11 protein-coding genes are annotated in these 14,495 nt (G+C 70.5%); 2 read left to right on the forward strand and 9 right to left on the reverse strand.

The features are described from left to right. Nucleotides 1-1,019, reverse strand: a 1,019-nt coding sequence (locus BIU89_RS05995; protein ID WP_071245142.1) for a fatty acid desaturase family protein, incomplete at its 3' end; no start/stop codon positions are given. Between the two features lie 164 nt (nucleotides 1,020-1,183). On the opposite strand from BIU89_RS05995, the gene BIU89_RS06000 reads away from it, so the two are divergent. Further along, nucleotides 1,184-1,921 carry a GAF and ANTAR domain-containing protein gene (locus tag BIU89_RS06000; protein ID WP_071245143.1) on the forward strand — a complete coding sequence of 246 codons (738 nt, stop codon included), beginning with the start codon at nucleotides 1,184-1,186 and terminating at the stop codon, nucleotides 1,919-1,921. A gap of 195 nt (nucleotides 1,922-2,116) precedes the next feature. On the opposite strand, the gene BIU89_RS06005 is transcribed toward BIU89_RS06000, so the two are convergent. The 3 genes from BIU89_RS06005 to BIU89_RS06015 form a co-directional block, all read right to left on the reverse strand. Then, a complete protein-coding gene (locus tag BIU89_RS06005; protein ID WP_071245144.1) occupies nucleotides 2,117-3,367 on the reverse strand; it encodes an ice-binding family protein in 1,251 nt (416 codons plus the stop codon). Between the two features lie 337 nt (nucleotides 3,368-3,704). Continuing rightward, nucleotides 3,705-5,840 carry an Ig-like domain repeat protein gene (locus BIU89_RS06010; protein ID WP_083404202.1) on the reverse strand — a complete coding sequence of 712 codons (2,136 nt, stop codon included), beginning with the start codon at nucleotides 5,838-5,840 and terminating at the stop codon, nucleotides 3,705-3,707. A gap of 138 nt (nucleotides 5,841-5,978) precedes the next feature. Then, the gene (locus BIU89_RS06015; protein ID WP_139178824.1) at nucleotides 5,979-7,265 is read right to left on the reverse strand and encodes a HupE/UreJ family protein; all 1,287 of its coding nucleotides are present in this window, start codon (nucleotides 7,263-7,265) and stop codon (nucleotides 5,979-5,981) included. Nucleotides 7,266-7,387: 122 nt separating this feature from the next. Between BIU89_RS06015 and BIU89_RS06020 the strand changes: the two genes are divergently transcribed. Continuing rightward, on the forward strand, nucleotides 7,388-8,104 hold the full coding sequence (locus tag BIU89_RS06020) for a hypothetical protein (protein WP_083404203.1): 717 nt from the start codon (nucleotides 7,388-7,390) through the stop codon (nucleotides 8,102-8,104). Nucleotides 8,105-8,119: 15 nt separating this feature from the next. On the opposite strand, the gene BIU89_RS06025 is transcribed toward BIU89_RS06020, so the two are convergent. The 5 genes from BIU89_RS06025 to BIU89_RS06045 all read right to left on the reverse strand — a co-directional run bounded on the left by BIU89_RS06025 (nucleotide 8,120) and on the right by BIU89_RS06045 (nucleotide 14,461). Beyond that, complete coding sequence (locus tag BIU89_RS06025; RefSeq protein ID WP_071245148.1) at nucleotides 8,120-9,043, reverse strand: ROK family protein; 924 nt, start codon at nucleotides 9,041-9,043, stop codon at nucleotides 8,120-8,122. Then, nucleotides 9,040-10,725 carry a dipeptide ABC transporter ATP-binding protein gene (locus BIU89_RS06030; protein WP_071245150.1) on the reverse strand — a complete coding sequence of 562 codons (1,686 nt, stop codon included), beginning with the start codon at nucleotides 10,723-10,725 and terminating at the stop codon, nucleotides 9,040-9,042. The genes BIU89_RS06025 and BIU89_RS06030 overlap by 4 nt, the downstream gene beginning before the upstream one ends. Next, nucleotides 10,725-11,618 (reverse strand): ABC transporter permease, encoded by an 894-nt coding sequence (locus BIU89_RS06035; protein ID WP_027467217.1) that lies wholly within the window; start codon nucleotides 11,616-11,618, stop codon nucleotides 10,725-10,727. The genes BIU89_RS06030 and BIU89_RS06035 overlap by 1 nt, the downstream gene beginning before the upstream one ends. Continuing rightward, complete coding sequence (locus BIU89_RS06040) at nucleotides 11,615-12,574, reverse strand: ABC transporter permease (protein WP_027467218.1); 960 nt, start codon at nucleotides 12,572-12,574, stop codon at nucleotides 11,615-11,617. Before BIU89_RS06040 ends, BIU89_RS06035 begins: the two co-directional genes overlap by 4 nt. A 93-nt stretch (nucleotides 12,575-12,667) precedes the next feature. Beyond that, nucleotides 12,668-14,461, reverse strand: a complete 1,794-nt coding sequence (locus tag BIU89_RS06045; RefSeq protein WP_071245152.1) for a peptide ABC transporter substrate-binding protein — start codon at nucleotides 14,459-14,461, stop codon at nucleotides 12,668-12,670. Nucleotides 14,462-14,495: the final 34 nt, after the last annotated feature.

The following is a 14,495-nucleotide window of genomic DNA, read 5'->3' on the forward strand; positions in this document are numbered from 1 at the left end:
GTGTCGCAGTGGTCACGGACGAGCAGGCGGGCCTGCTTCAGCGCCGGACGCGGCATCGACGGGAACAGGTGGTGCTCGACCTGGTAGTTCAGCCCGCCCATCAGGAACGACACCCACCAGCCGCCACGGATGTTGCGCGAGGTGCGCACCTGGCGGGAGAAGAAGTCGACCTTCGCGTCGTGCGCGATGGTCGGCATGCCCTTGTGGTTCGGGGCGAACGAGGCGCCCATCATCACGCCGAACACGGCCAGCTGCACCCCGAGGAACGCACACGCCAACCCGAACGGCAGGAACCAGAACACCACGGTCAGGTAGATCGCGAAACGCGCCACGAGCAGGATGCCCTCGAGGACCCGCCCCCGGGTGTCGCTGCGGCCGCCGGTGCCCCGGAGCACCGACATGACGGCGGCCCGGTGCAGGTTGATCCCCTCGAGCGTCAGCAACGGGAAGAACAACCAGCCCTGGTACTGCACGAACACCCGGAGCGGCCCGTTCGTCACGGCGGCGGCGTCCTCGGGCAGGAACCGGATCGCGTCCGGCGCGATGTCCGGGTCCTTGCCGACGGTGTTCGGATTGCCGTGGTGACGCGTGTGCTTGTTCATCCACCACGAGTAGCTCAGCCCCACCAGGAACGTGCCGAGCCAGCGGCCCGCGCGGTCGTTCCACTTCTGGGACTCGAACACCTGACGGTGCGCAGCCTCGTGCGACAGGAACGCGAACTGTGTGAACAGCACGCCCAGCGCGCCGGCCACGATCAACTGGAACCACGAGTCACCCAGGAACGCGAACACGACCCAGCACGCAGCCGTCGCCACGACGAGCGCGGAGAACAGCGCCCAGTAGAACCCCCGACGGCGCTCGAGCAGCCCGGCTTCCTTCACCTGCGCCAACAGTGCGGAGTAGGACGAGGTGCCGCCGGTCCGGGGTCCGACCGGAGAGCCGGTCTTCCGGTAGCCGCCGGCGAGGGGTTTCGAGCTGGTCTCCCGCTGCGGGCTGGTACCGGCGTGCTGCGTCGTCATGGATTCCCTGGTCGTCATCGGAATGGCGGAACGTTCCGGCGGCCGGGGTCTGGGGCAGCTGCTCCAACGCTAGAGCCGCCGCGCTCCCGGGTGCAAGCCACAGGTCCGCGTGTCCGCTGCTCGGTTACGGTTGTCCCGCCTGCTCGACGGAAGGACCGCTCCACATGACCGAGGTACGCGAAGCACGACTGGTCGAGACGTTCGTGACCCTCACCGACAGCCTGGTGGCGGACTACGACGTGGTCGACGTCCTGCAGACCCTGGTCGACCGGGCAGTCGAGTTGTTCGACGCCGCCGCGGGCGCGATCCACCTGCTCGACCAGCAGGACGAGCTGCGCGTCGTCGCGTCGACGAGCGAGCGCAGCAGTTTCATCGGTCTGCTCCAGCTCAACGCCGGTGAGGGGCCCTGCATCACCGCCGTGACCACCGGCCGGCTGGTGACCTCGGAGAACGCCGACGACCTGCGGCAGCACTGGCCCCGGTTCGCCGAGGCATCGAGGGCTCGCGGCTACGCGGGCGTCCACGCCATCCCGCTCCGGCTGCGGGACACCACCGTCGGGTCGCTGAACCTGTTCCGCGAGACGGAGGGAGCGCTGAACGGTGCCGACGCCCGAGCCGCGCAGGCCCTCGCCGACGTCGCAACCATCAGCCTGTTGCAGCAACGGACCCTCGAGCACGCGACGCTCACCGCGGAGCAGCTCCAGCTCGCGCTCGACAGCCGGGTCGCCATCGAACAGGCCAAGGGGTACCTCGCACGTGCGGCCGGGGTCGACGTCGAGGAGGCCTTCGGCATGATCCGTCGCTACGCCCGCACACACCAGCGCTCCCTGAGCCAGGTCGCCGCAGCCGTGGCACGCGACGACGTCCCGCTCGCCGACCTCATCGGGGCCGGAGCGTCCTGAGGGTTCCCTCGGGACGCCCCGGCAACGACCAGGTCGTCCTCGACGAGCCGGGAGGCCCGTGGCACGTCGTCGAAGACACGACCGGTCGGCATGCCCCCCCATGCAATCGGGCACGTGGACCGACCGCAGGGCCGGTGACGGCACGCAGACGGCCCCGCGACCAAGGTCACGGGGCCGTGAGGACGTGCGGGTGGATCAGATGCGGCCGACGGTGCGACGGCGACGACGGAGCAGGACCATGAGCGTTGCACCCGCGGCGAGCAGCGCGGCGGCGATGCTCAGCGGGACGGTCGGGTCCGAGCCGGTGAACGCGAGCTCACCGGTGGGCTGGCCGGTTCCGCCGCCGCCACCACCGCCGGCGCCCGCGGGGCCGCTCGGGGTGCCGGTGGGTGCCACTGCGGGTGCCGTCGGGGTGGGCGTCGCGGTGGGCACCGGGGCCGGGGCGCGGACGGTGATCGTGACGACGCTGGTGTCGTCCGGGCTGGTCCCGTTCGACGCGGTGATCGTCACGGTCGACGTGCCTGGGGTGGTCGGGGTGCCGGAGATGACGCCGGTGGTGCTGTCGATCGTCAGGCCGTCGGGCAGGCCCGTGGCGGTGAAGGTCGGGTTCGGGGTGCCGGTCGCGGTCACGGTGGACGAGTAGGGCACGTCCACGGTGCCGTCGGACGGGGTGCCCGAGGTGATGGTCGGCGACTCGGACGGGGTGCCCGGCGCGGGGCAGCCGTTCGATGCCGTGATCGTGTTCGTGTCGAGGGTCACTGCGCCGGTGCGGGCCAACAGTCTGCCCTGCACGGTCGCGCCGGTGGTGGCGGTCACGGACTGCTGCGCCAGGACGGTGCCCTGGAACTGGGCGCCGGTGCCGACGGTCGCGGAGCTGCCGACCTGCCAGAACACGTTGCACGAGCTGGCACCGCCCGTGATCACGATCTGGCTGGCGGACCCGATGGTCAGGGTCGACGCGGCCTGGAACACCCACACGGAGTTCGCACTGCCGGCCAGGGTCAGCGCACCGTTGTTCGCCAGGGCGAGGGCGCCGCCGGAGTACACGCCGGGTGAGAGCGAGAGGCCGTTCAGCTCGGTCAGACCGGTCTGCGTCGGGGAGAGCGAGGCGGCGACGTTGTACGCGGTGGTGGTGTCGCGCTGGGCCTGTGCGGCTGCGGCGTCGGTCTGGTGCGTGGTGCCGTTGACGACGCCGTTCGGTGCGCCGCCGAAGCCGGTGATGGACGTCCCCGGCGACAACCCGAGGTCGCCGTTGATCACGGAGGGGCCGGTGTTCGTGACCGCGCTCGCGCCGAGGACGCCGTAGGTCGAGGCGGTGCCGAGGTTGACGGGGCCGTCGATGACCGTGGCGGCCGATGCCCCACCACCGGTGCCGAGGGTGATCAGCGCGACGGCGGCGGCCGACACGACCAGGAGGGAACTTCGTCGGAGATGGCGAGCCTGCATGGTCCGGCCTCTTCCTGCAAGGAGAGGCGGGGTGACGTCGGCGACGAGCGCGCATTCTCGGTGGCTCGAAGTATGCGCTTCCCCAGAGCAATTACCTAGCAATGTCTGAACATTCGCTCAAAGCCTGGCAATTGACCTGGCCGTCTATGCGATCCCGGCCAGTGGGCGCATGCTCACCACAGGTTGACCGGTCGCTCTCACCAGCGGCCGGGTAGGGAGTTCGGGTCTCCCGTCAGCCGGTGCGGCGCCGGTCCCGGGTAGGACAGGGCGCCCACCCCCGGCCGCACGGCGAAGGGCCCCGCGATCGGGATCGCGGGGCCCTTGCTCGTGCCTGGTGCTACTTGATGACGACCGTGATGGTCGGGCTGGTGCTCGTGGCGATCTCGGAGGTGCCGAGGAAGACGGCGTGCAGCTTGTGCGTGCCCTTCTTCAGCTTGAGCGCCGAGGTGTTCGTGCCGTGCGACACCTTGACGTCGGCGAGGCGCTTCGAGCCCTCGTAGATCCGCACGGTGCCGTCGACGCGGAAGCCGGTGGCGCCGACCTGCACGCTCGCCTTCCCGCCGCTGTACTGCAGGACAGCACGGGACGGGGCCTTCGAGACGGTCACCGTCGTCGCCTTGGCCGTCGTCGAGTCCGTGCCCGAGTAGGTCGTGTCGGCGTTCACGAACGAGGCCGTCACCGAGTGCTTGCCGATGGCGAGAGCGCTCGGCAGCGTGATGCTGGCCGTGCCGTTCTTCACCGGAGCGGTCCCGAGCACCGTCTTGCCGTCACGGAAGGTCACGGTGCCCTGCTGGGCACCGACCCCGCCGCCGATGGTCGCGGTGACCGTGACGGGCGTCTTGGTGCGGTACGTCTGCGTCGCAGCCGACACCGCGAGCGTGGTGGTCGTCTTCGGCAGCGTGGCGTGCAGGTTGAACTTGTCGACCGTCGAACCGATCGCAGCCGGGTCGGCCGTGGCCGTCGGCTGGAGCGTCACGCCGCAGCTGTCGACCTTGCCGTGCTGCACCGCCGAGTTGAGCGTCGTGCAGTCGCTGGCACGGATGTTCTCGACGGCGAGCTTGTCGTCGGTGACCGAGACCTTCACGAAGGTGCGGACGTGCTCCTGGTTCTCGACCGAGTTGGCGAAGTGTCGCTGACCCGTCGGGTCGAGCGGGTCCGAGCCGTAGCCGCCCTGGGTGGCGTCCGGGGCGGTGAGGTCGTAGTACTTCGAGCCCGAGGCCGAGTTCGCCGTCATGTAGATGACGCCGCCGGGGCCGGAGAAGACGTCGGGAGCAGCGGGCTGCTCGTTGACGTTGGCCTTCTTGCCGTTCTTGATCGCGTAGCTGCGCGAGTAGGAGTGGTCGTGGCCCTGCAGGACGAGGTCGACGCCCATGTCCGAGAACGAGCGCGTGAAGTCGAACCGGCGCTGCTGGTTGTCACGGTCGTTCGCGTGGTCGGCGGGCGAGTAGATCGAGTGGTGGTAGACCAGCGTGGTCCACTTCGCGTCGTCGCCGTGACGGGTGATGACGTCGCGCACGTAGTTCACGTGGGCAGCGTCCGAACCGGCCGCGTAGGCGTTCGAGTTGATGTCGATGAACAGGACGCCCTTGTACATGTACCAGTAGTCGCCACCCGAGTTCGCGGTCGTGTTGCCGCCCGGGTAGAAGTCCGGCACCTTCAGGGAGTTCGGCACCTGGTTGTGCTGCTCGTAGGCCTTGCCGCCCACGTCGTGGTTGCCGATGGTCGACGCCCACGGGTAGCGCTTCAGCACGTCGCTGCTGTCGGCGAACGCACCCCACTCGTACTCGTTGTTGGCGTGCTCGACCTGGTCGCCACCGGAGACCAGGAGCTCGGCGTCCGGCTCGGTCGACGTGGCGTACTTGAGCGTGTCCGCCCAGCCGGCACCGTCGTCGTCGGTGAAGCCCGACGAGCCGATCTGCGGGTCGCCGAAGAACAGGAAGTCGAAGTCGCCGGAGAAGCTCTTCGTGGTGAAGGTGTACGACGCGGACCAGGCCGAACCGTCCGCCGCACCGACGTGGTACGTGTACGAGGTGTTCGGCTCGAGGGCCGAGATGGTCGCGTGGGCGTTGATGTAGCCCGACTCGGCGGCGATGCCGGGGATGCTCTTGGTGTTCGAGTCGGTCGCGCTCGTGTCGGCCGCGGTGTTCGCGGCCTCCGAGGCGGCGATCGTCTGCTTGGCGTCGGTGAAGACCCCGTCCGTCATGGACGCGGTCTTCTGGATCTCGAGCGACTGCGCGACGTTCGTGGGGAAGTACCACGAGGCGATGCGCTGGCTCTCGGTCGCGCCGACGCCGAGCAGGACGTGGATCGGGCCACCGGTCGAGATGTTGGTGGTGGGGGTGTTCGTCGCAGCGGTGGCGGCGTTCGTCCCGACCATCGAGGCACCGGCGATGAGCGCCGCCCCGAGGACGGCTCCGCAGACGCGGAGGGTGGTGGTTCTGCGCCGGGTAGGGGCGCCGGACAGGAGACTCATGTGGGTCCGTTTCTCAGACGTGGGATGGTGCAGCACGGAAGACTCTGCATGCACTGCAAAACGTCTTGGTAAACGCTGAGTGACAGTTCGTCGCCGTTCAGGAACGAGCTCGACCTGTCAGCGGGTCCACGGCGAGCGTCAGCCCGCAGCCAGCCGTTCGACGAACCAGATCATCCCCATCACGAACACGCCGGCGGTCACGGCACCCGTCACCCAGAGCGACACCCGGTGCGCCTTCCGCCGCAGCAGTGCGAGCGGCGGGAACACGATGACGATGATCGCGAGCTGCACGGCCTCGATCCCGACGTTGAAGATGAGGAGCGAGACGAGCAGCTGCCACGAGAACGCCTCGTGGATGCCCAGCGCCCCGGCGAACCCGAGCCCGTGGATGAGCCCGAACGCGAAGACGACGGCCAGGCGGGTCCACCCGGCGCGGTCGAGCGAAAAGTGTCCGTGCTCGCCGACCACCAGCTCGTCGGCCCGAGATCGACGACGCCAGAGCCGCCACAGGTACCAGCCGGCGACCGCGGCGATCGACAGGGCGATGAGCGGCTCCACGACGATCGCGGGCGGGCTGACCACTCCGAGGGCGGCGAGGATGAACGTGATCGAGTGGGCGATCGTGAACGCGGACGCCGTGTAGACGACCTCGCGCAGTCGACGCGACCCGGCGATGAGCGCCACGAGGAACAGGATGTGGTCGATCCCGGTCAGCAGGTGCTCGGCGCCGAGACGGAAGAACTCCCAGAAGCGCTCCCCCGCCGACTGCTCGGTCGAGAACGTGCGCTGCGAGGCGTCGAGGGTGGCCGAACCCGTCCGGTCGTCGACGTCGTAGGTGACGATCGTCTTGGTGTCGCGCACGAAGGTCTCGTCGTCCGGGAACAGCTCGGACGACACCACGTGCCCGGACTGCGTCTCGGACGGTTCGGGGCACGTGAAGTCCGCGGTCACGTGGGCGTACGGCACCTCGTCCTGCAGGTCGACCGTGACGGCGTCGTCGAGCGTGCCCGTGCAGGCCTGCCCGCCGGCTCCGGTCACCGTGAAGCGGTCGAACACGTACTTCCCGATCGCGTCGGTGTGCGCCTCGGCAGCCGTCACCATCCCGGGGAAGTCCCCGTCGTCCCAGGCCTTCTGCCCCTGCTCGTGCAGCGCGTCGTCGTGCTCGCTCGTGGCCACCGAGACGAGCATCAGGTCGTACTCGAGCCCGAGCTTCGCCTGCACGACCGTCGGCTTCGTGGACGTGACGTCGGCGTAGACCACCGAGCTGAACCCGTGCGCCGATGCCGGTGCCGCGCCCGCGAGCACACCGATCACGACCACCCCGAGCAGCACGAGCGCGGCGACGACCCGTGCGACGAGCGCGGACGCGGGAGACGAGTGGGCAGGGCGGGCGCGCAGGAGCGCGGCGGTGGTTCCGGAGGGCACGCGCAGACGATCCGGCCCGCAGGCGACCGGCAGGTGAACAGCCGGTGACCAGCAACGGGACGGGTGTTGGACAGGTCCCCCGCCCGGCCCGGGGCGGCCGGCGGGCGTGCTTGCATGGTTCCGTGCCCCGCCTCGCCACCCGGACGACCGTCCTGTTGACCGCCGTCGCCCTCGCGGGTGCCGGCGCCGTCCTGCTGGCCGGCTGCTCCGGGGCGTCAGACGGCACCACCGGCGGCACCGGCCCGACGGCGACCGCGTCGGCGCACGCCTCGGCAGGGGTCCTGGGCGCCGGGTTCTCCGACCCCGACCAGCCGCCGGCTCCCGAGGCCACCATCCACCCGGAGCCCGGTTCGTGGTCCGGTGTGCACGCCCCCGCCGGCTACGACGTCGTGCTGCTCTCCGACGCCGCTGACGCCGCCGACGCCCCGACCCGGACCCTGCTCGACGCCGTCGAGTCGTGGGCCGCGGACGAGGACGTCACCGTCACCCCCGTCTCGGCGAAGGACGCCGACGACCGCATCGCCGCGGTCCTGCGCGCCGTCGACGCCGAGCCCGACCTGGTCATCACCGTCGGCAACCACATGGTCGACCCGCTCGCGGCCGTCTCGCCGACCGCGCTCCACCAGCAGTTCCTGGTCGTCGGTGCCGAGATCGCCGAGCCGACGTCGAACGTCACGGCGGCGGACTGGACGGGCGGCGGGTTCCGCGGCGAAGGCCTCGGCCCGTCGAGCCACTACGACCCCGAGACCTTCACCGAGGACCGCGCGGCCCGTGGTCTGCGCGCCGGGCTCGCCGCCGTGCTCCACGACCTGCGCGGCATCGTCGTCTGGGTGCCCTGACCGGGCGCTCCCCCGCTACGCGGTCTCCGGCTCCAGCACGCGCGCTCGCACCTGCGCCGCCGCCCCGAGTGCGACGGCGTCGGACCCGAGCGTCGACTGTGCGAGCCGGATCGTCGCCCCGCTGACCGGCGGTTCCGCGGCGATCGCCGCCGTGATGGCCGGTTCGAGCAGGTCCCAGGACCGTGCGATCCCCCCGCCGATCAGGACGGTCGTGACGTCGAGGATCCCCGCGGTCAGCAGTGCGGCACGGGCCAGGCCCCACCCAGCGGCGGTGAAGACGGCGGCCGCGTCGGCGTCCCCGCCGCGTGCGGCGACGGCGACGTCCCGTGCCGAGAGCATCCGGCCGGAGCGCTCGGCGTAGCGGTCGGCGATGCCGCGTGCGCCCGCGATGGTCTCCAGGTGCCCGGTCTGTCCGCAGGTGCACCGGGCATCGCCGAAGCCGGGGACGTGGCCGATCTCACCGGCGGCACCGCGTGGGCCGGCGAAGAGCCGTCCGTCGAGCACGAGCGCGCCGCCGACGCCGGTGCCGAGGGTCATCCCGAGCACGTCGGACTCCCCCACGACCGCGCCGGTGGCGATCTCGCCGAGCAGGAACGCGTTCACGTCGTTGTCGAGGGTCGCGGGGACGCCGAGGGCGTTCGTCACCGCCCGGGTCACGCCGTACCCGGCCCAGCCGGTGAACGAGTTGCCGGTGACCAGGACGGTCCCCGTGGTCCGGTCGACGACGCCGGCTGCGCCCACCCCGACACCCGCCAAGGAGGCCCGGTGCGTCTCGAGCAGACCCGTCACGGCCCCGAGTGCGGCCGTCACGATCGCCGCCCCGCCCGCATGGGCGGGCGTCGGCAGGTCGAGGCGGTCGATGACCTCGAGGTCGGGCGTGGTCAGGACGACCTTCGTGTTGGTGCCGCCGACGTCGACCCCGGCCAGGACCCGGGTCACGCGGTCACCGCCGCGAGCGAGGCGAGGCGCTCCGTCCGACGCTGCCGTTGCAGCACGGGGTCGGGCACCGGTACCGCGGCGAGCAACCGCCGGGTGTAGTCGGTGGTGGGGTGCAGGAGGGTCGTGCCGGTGGTGCCCTGCTCCTCGACGACGCCCGAGCGCATCACCACGACGCGCTCGGCGAAGTGCTGCACGACGGCCAGGTCGTGCGAGACGAACAGACACGCGAACCCCAGGTCGTCCTGCAGCTCGCCGAGGACCTCGAGCACGGTCTCCTGCACGCTGACGTCGAGCGCCGAGGTCGGTTCGTCGGCGACGAGCAACCGCGGTTCGAGCACCAGCGCCCGGGCGAGCGAGACCCGCTGGCGCTGCCCGCCGGAGAGCTCGCGCGGGGCACGGGACGCCAGGGTCCGCGGCAGTCGGACGGCGTCGAGCACCTCGTCGATCCGGCGACGGCGGTCGGCCGAGGACATCCCGCGCCGGTGCACGGCGAGGGGTTCCGCGATGCACTCGGCCACGGACATCCGGGCGTCGAGGGACGCCACCGGGTCCTGCAGCACGACGCCGATGCCGGAGCGGAGGGCACGACGGTCACGCCCCTTCGCGGTCCGCAGGTCCTGCCCGAACAGCGACACCGTGCCGGACGTCGGCTTGATGAGCCCGAGCGCCACCCGGGCCGCGGTCGACTTGCCGGAGCCGGACTCGCCGACCAGGCCGACGGTCTCACCGGCGTGCACCGCGATGTCGATGCCCGCGAGCGCGTGGACGGCGCGCGCCCCGCGCCCGAACGTCACCGAGACGTCCCGCAGGTCGACCACCGGGGCCGCACCGGGCCTCCCGGCCGTCTCGGTCTGTGTGTCCGCGACGGGCGCCGACGGACGATCGCCCGCCACGTCGAGCCGCGGCACCGCGGCGAGCAGCCGCTTGGTGTACTCGTGCTCGGGGCGGAGCAGGACGTCCTCGACCCCGCCGGTCTCGACGATCTCGCCCTGGAGCATCACCGCGACCCGATCGGCGAAGTCCGCGACGACACCCATGTTGTGCGTGACGAGCAGCACACCGGTGCCGGTCTCGGCGGCGAGCGCACGGAGGAGCTCGAGGATCTCGGCCTGCACGGTCACGTCGAGGGCCGTGGTCGGCTCGTCCGCGATGAGCAGCTTCGGCGCGTTCGCGATCGCCATCGCGATGACCACGCGCTGGCGCTGCCCACCCGACAGCTGGAACGGGAACGACCGGGTGCGCGACTCGGGGTCGGGGATGCCGACGCGACGGAGCAGGTCGACGGCCTCGGCCGCGGCGGCGGACGCGGAGACGTCCCGGTGGTTCCGGATCACCTCGGCGATCTGGGCACCGACGCGGGTGAGCGGGTCGAGGGCGGTCGCGGGCTCCTGGAAGACCATCGAGACGGTCGAGCCGCGCAGCGCCCGGAGCGCGGGTTCGCCGGCGCCGACGACCTCGTGGCCGGCGACGACGGCGCTGCCCGATGCTGTCGCGTTGCCGGAGAGCAGGCCCATCGCGGCGAGGGCGACGGTCGACTTGCCGGAGCCGGACTCGCCGACCAGGGCGAGGGTCTCGCCGGGAGCGACCGACAGGGACACCCCCCGCACGGCGTCGACGGTGCCGGATTCGGTGCTGAAGGAGACGCCGAGGTCGGTCGTCCGCAGGATCGGTTCGGTCGTCATCAGCGGCCCCGTACGTCGAAGGCGTCCCGCAGTCCGTCGCCCACCGCGTTGAACGCGCATACGACCAGGATCACGGCCAGACCCGGCGGCACGATGAGCCACCAGCGTCCGGAGTAGGCGGCGGTGAGACCCGCCGAGAGCATGCCGCCCCAGTCCGTCGCGGGCGGCTGCACGCCGAGCCCGAGGTACGAGACGTAGGCGACCAGCAGGATCGCGTCGGCGACCTGGAACGTCGCCGCGACGACGATCGTCGACACCGAGTTCGGCAGCAGGTGCTTGCCGATCGCGCGGGCGTGCGAGCCGCCGATCGCGCGCAGTGTCAGGACGTAGTCGCGGTTCTTGAGCGTCAGGGTCTCGGCGCGGATCAGGCGGGACGGCACGAGCCACGACACCAGGCCGAGGATGACGATGAGGCCGCCGACCCCGGGGTTCGTGATCGCCGAGATGACGAGCAGGATGAACAGGGCGGGGATCGCGATGCCGGCGTCGACGACGCGCATCATCAGGGCGTCGACCCAGCCGCCGACGTACCCGGCGACGGAACCCCACAGCGTGCCGACGACGGTGGCCAGGACCCCGGCGGCGATGCCGACCATCAGGGAGACCTTGCCGCCGTACATCAGGCGGCCGAGGACGTCGTGGCCGACGGCGTCGGTGCCGAGCCAGTGCGCGGCACTCGGGCCCTGGTTGGCCTGCTCGAGCAGCGTGTGGGTCTGGTCGGTCGGGTACACGAACGGGCCGACGAAGCAGAACAGCACGATGACGACGATCAGGGCGAGGCCGATCACGGCGAGGGTGTTGCCCCGGAAGCGTCGGGCGGCGAGCCGGAACCCGGTGGCCGCGACGGTGACGGGGGCACCAGGGGCTTCGGGGGCCATCTGGACGGCGGTCATGCGCGGCTCGCCTTCACTCTGGGATCGATCAAGGACTGTGCGACGTCGGCGAGCAGGGTGCCGATGACGGTCGCGATGGAGATGACGAGCACGCAGCCGAGCAGCGTCGGGTAGTCGGAGGACTGTGCGGCGTTCCAGAACAGCAGCCCCATGCCGGGGTAGTTGAACAGCTGCTCGGTCACCAGGGCGCCGCCGAACAGCACCGGCAGGTAGTACCCGAGCATCGCGACGACCGGGGTCAGCGAGTTCCGGAACACGTGCCGTCGCAGGATCGTCGCGGTCGAGGCGCCGCCGGCACGGGCGGTGCGGACGTAGTCCTCCTGCAGGTTCTCGAGCGTCGAGGCGCGCATGTACCGACTGAACACCGCGATCATCGCGAGGGCTCCGGTCACCACGGGCAGCACGAGTCCGGCGGGGTCCTGGAACACCTCGGCGAGGGTGGTGCCGCTCGGGGCCTGGGACGGCAGCCACGGCAGCTGCTGGCTGAAGACGATGATCAGGACGAGGCCGAGGAAGAACGCCGGCGTCGAGTAGAAGACGAACGCCAGGGCGGTGGCCGCGTAGTCGACCGCACCGTTCCGGCGGGCCGCCTGGAGCATCCCGACCGGGATCGCGACGACGAGTCCGAGCACCGCGGAGATGCCGGTGAGCACGAGGGTCTTCGGCAGGCGCTCGGCGATGAGCTGCGAGACCGGCTCGTTGAGCGTGTACGAGGTGCCGAGGTCGCCGGTCAGCAGACGACCGAGGAACCGCAGGTACTGCACGGGCAGCGGCTGGTCGAGCCCCTGCGCCTGGTTGAACTGGGCGATCTGCGTCGGGGTCGCGGAGACGCCGAGCACGCCGCGGGCGGGGCCGCCGGGCAGCGCGTGCAGCAGGCAGAACACCACGACGGTGACGATGAGGATCACCGCGAGCGCCTGCAGGACGCGCCTGGTGAGGTAGAGAGCTGTGGTCATGCGGCTTCCGATGGTCGGATTGGAGACGTGCGAGGGACGGGAGGCGCGGTGCGCGTCGGACGCGCACCGCGCCTCCCATCCGTGGTCACGGTCTTACTTGTTCCACTTCCACTGGGCCGGGTGGAAGTTGGCGAGCGAGTCCTGGTCGAAGCCGGACAGGCCCTTCTTGACGACCGAGATCTGGTAATCGGGGCTCGGCAGCCAGATCACCGGCAGGTCCTTCGCGACCGCTGCGCTGTAGTCCTGCACGGCGGTGGCGTCGGTCGAGGTGGTGGTCGCGTCGATCAGGGAGTCGACCTCCTTGTTGGAGTAGCTGCCGAAGTTCGCCGAACCGCCGGTCTGGAACAGCGACTCACCGGTCGGGTAGGCCGGGAAGTACCAGCTGCCCGCGGTGCCGAAGAACGACAGGTCCCAGTCGCAGCTGGCCTCGTCCGAGGTGCAGGTCGGGGTCTGCGACAGCACGCTCGACACCGGTGCGGTCTTGATGGTGAAGTCGATACCGGTCTTCGCGAGCGACGACTGGATCGCGCTCATCATGTTGTCGGTCACGGTCGAGCCGGACTGCGACAGCACCTGCATCGAGAACTTCGTGCCCTGCTCGACGCCCTCGCCGCACTGGCTGGCGGACGTGCCCGGGTCGGTGCAGACCATCGTGCCGCCCTGCTCCTTCCAACCGTGGCTCGTCAGCAGGTCCTTGGCCTTCGAGGTGCTGAACGGGTACGGGTTCGACTTCTGCACGTCGGAGACGTAGTCGGACTCCTGGGCCTGCGGGATCGGACCGTACGTCGAGGTGGCGGTGCCGTTGAAGACGACCTTCGACAGCGACTTCTGGTCGATCGACATCTGGACGGCCTGACGGGCGTACAGCTGCTTGAAGACGGCGCCCATCGTCGGGTTGTTGAAGTTGTACGGCATGTACGTGATGGCCCAGCCGGTCCACGGCTCGACCTCGTAGCCCTTCCCGGTGAAGGACGACTTCTGGTCCATGTCAGTGGCGTTGATGTACCCGTAGTCGACCTCGCCCGAGCGGACTGCGTTCACCTCGGCGTCGGCCGTGGTGAAGGGCAGCAGGTTGACCGTCGTGATCGACGGCTTCTCACCACCGTCGTACTTCTTGTTCGCCGTCAGGGTGACCTTGCCGGCCGTGGTGAAGGTCTTGACGCCGTACGGGCCGGAGATGGTCTTCCACAGGTCGTCGGTGGCGTAGTCGGAGATCTTGCCGGCGGCGGTGTTGAGGTACTTCCACACCTGCTTCGCGCCGGCGGTGGTCTCGTCGGCGTCGGTCACCTTCGCGGTCGCGCTGGTCTTGTCCCAGGCGTGCTGGGGCAGCGGGATGATGTGGCTCAGCTGGTTGGCGAGCATCCAGTCCGAGTTGTAGGCCTTGTCGAACGTGATGGTGAAGTGCGTGTCGTCGACGGCCTTGAACGACGTCCAGTTGTCGGGTGCCTTGCCCTTGGAGTACGAGCCCCACTGGTCCTTGTTCGCCTTGATCAGGTTGAACCAGAACCCGACGTCGCGGCTCGTGATCGCCTCGCCGTCCGACCAGTGTCGGTCGCCGAGCGTCATGGTGACGCTCTTGCCGTCGTCGGCGAACTCCGCATCGGTGGCGACGGAGCCGGCCTTGTTCCACGCGATCTTGCCGGTGGAGCCGTCGTACGCGACGAGCGGCTCGTACAGCGACTGGGCGATGGAGCCGTTGTTCGTGTTGAGGTGCGCGGCGGTGCCGATCGGCAGGATCCAGTTCGGCGTGAAGTTGGCGGGGAGCGCGTAGTCGATCTCGTCGGTCGATCCCTGCGAGGCGTTGCCGCCTCCGGAACAGCCGGCGAGCAGCGCGCTCACGGCGATCGCAGCTCCGGTGAGGAGCGCCCAGCGACGGGGCTTGGACATGCGGTGTCTCCTTGTGCGAGGGACTTCGGGGAGG

The organism is Curtobacterium sp. MCBA15_005, from assembly GCF_001864855.1.
Classification (GTDB): domain Bacteria; phylum Actinomycetota; class Actinomycetes; order Actinomycetales; family Microbacteriaceae; genus Curtobacterium; species Curtobacterium flaccumfaciens.

Coding starts and splice junctions, on each gene's coding strand:
- BIU89_RS06005 (WP_071245144.1), bottom strand. CDS start 3,367: ATGCAGGCTCGCCATCTCCGACGAAGTTCCCTCCTGGTCGTGTCGGCC.
- BIU89_RS06000 (WP_071245143.1), top strand. CDS start 1,184: ATGACCGAGGTACGCGAAGCACGACTGGTCGAGACGTTCGTGACCCTC.
- BIU89_RS06035 (WP_027467217.1), bottom strand. CDS start 11,618: ATGACCGCCGTCCAGATGGCCCCCGAAGCCCCTGGTGCCCCCGTCACC.
- BIU89_RS06040 (WP_027467218.1), bottom strand. CDS start 12,574: ATGACCACAGCTCTCTACCTCACCAGGCGCGTCCTGCAGGCGCTCGCG.
- BIU89_RS06045 (WP_071245152.1), bottom strand. CDS start 14,461: ATGTCCAAGCCCCGTCGCTGGGCGCTCCTCACCGGAGCTGCGATCGCC.
- BIU89_RS06010 (WP_083404202.1), bottom strand. CDS start 5,840: ATGAGTCTCCTGTCCGGCGCCCCTACCCGGCGCAGAACCACCACCCTC.
- BIU89_RS06030 (WP_071245150.1), bottom strand. CDS start 10,725: ATGACGACCGAACCGATCCTGCGGACGACCGACCTCGGCGTCTCCTTC.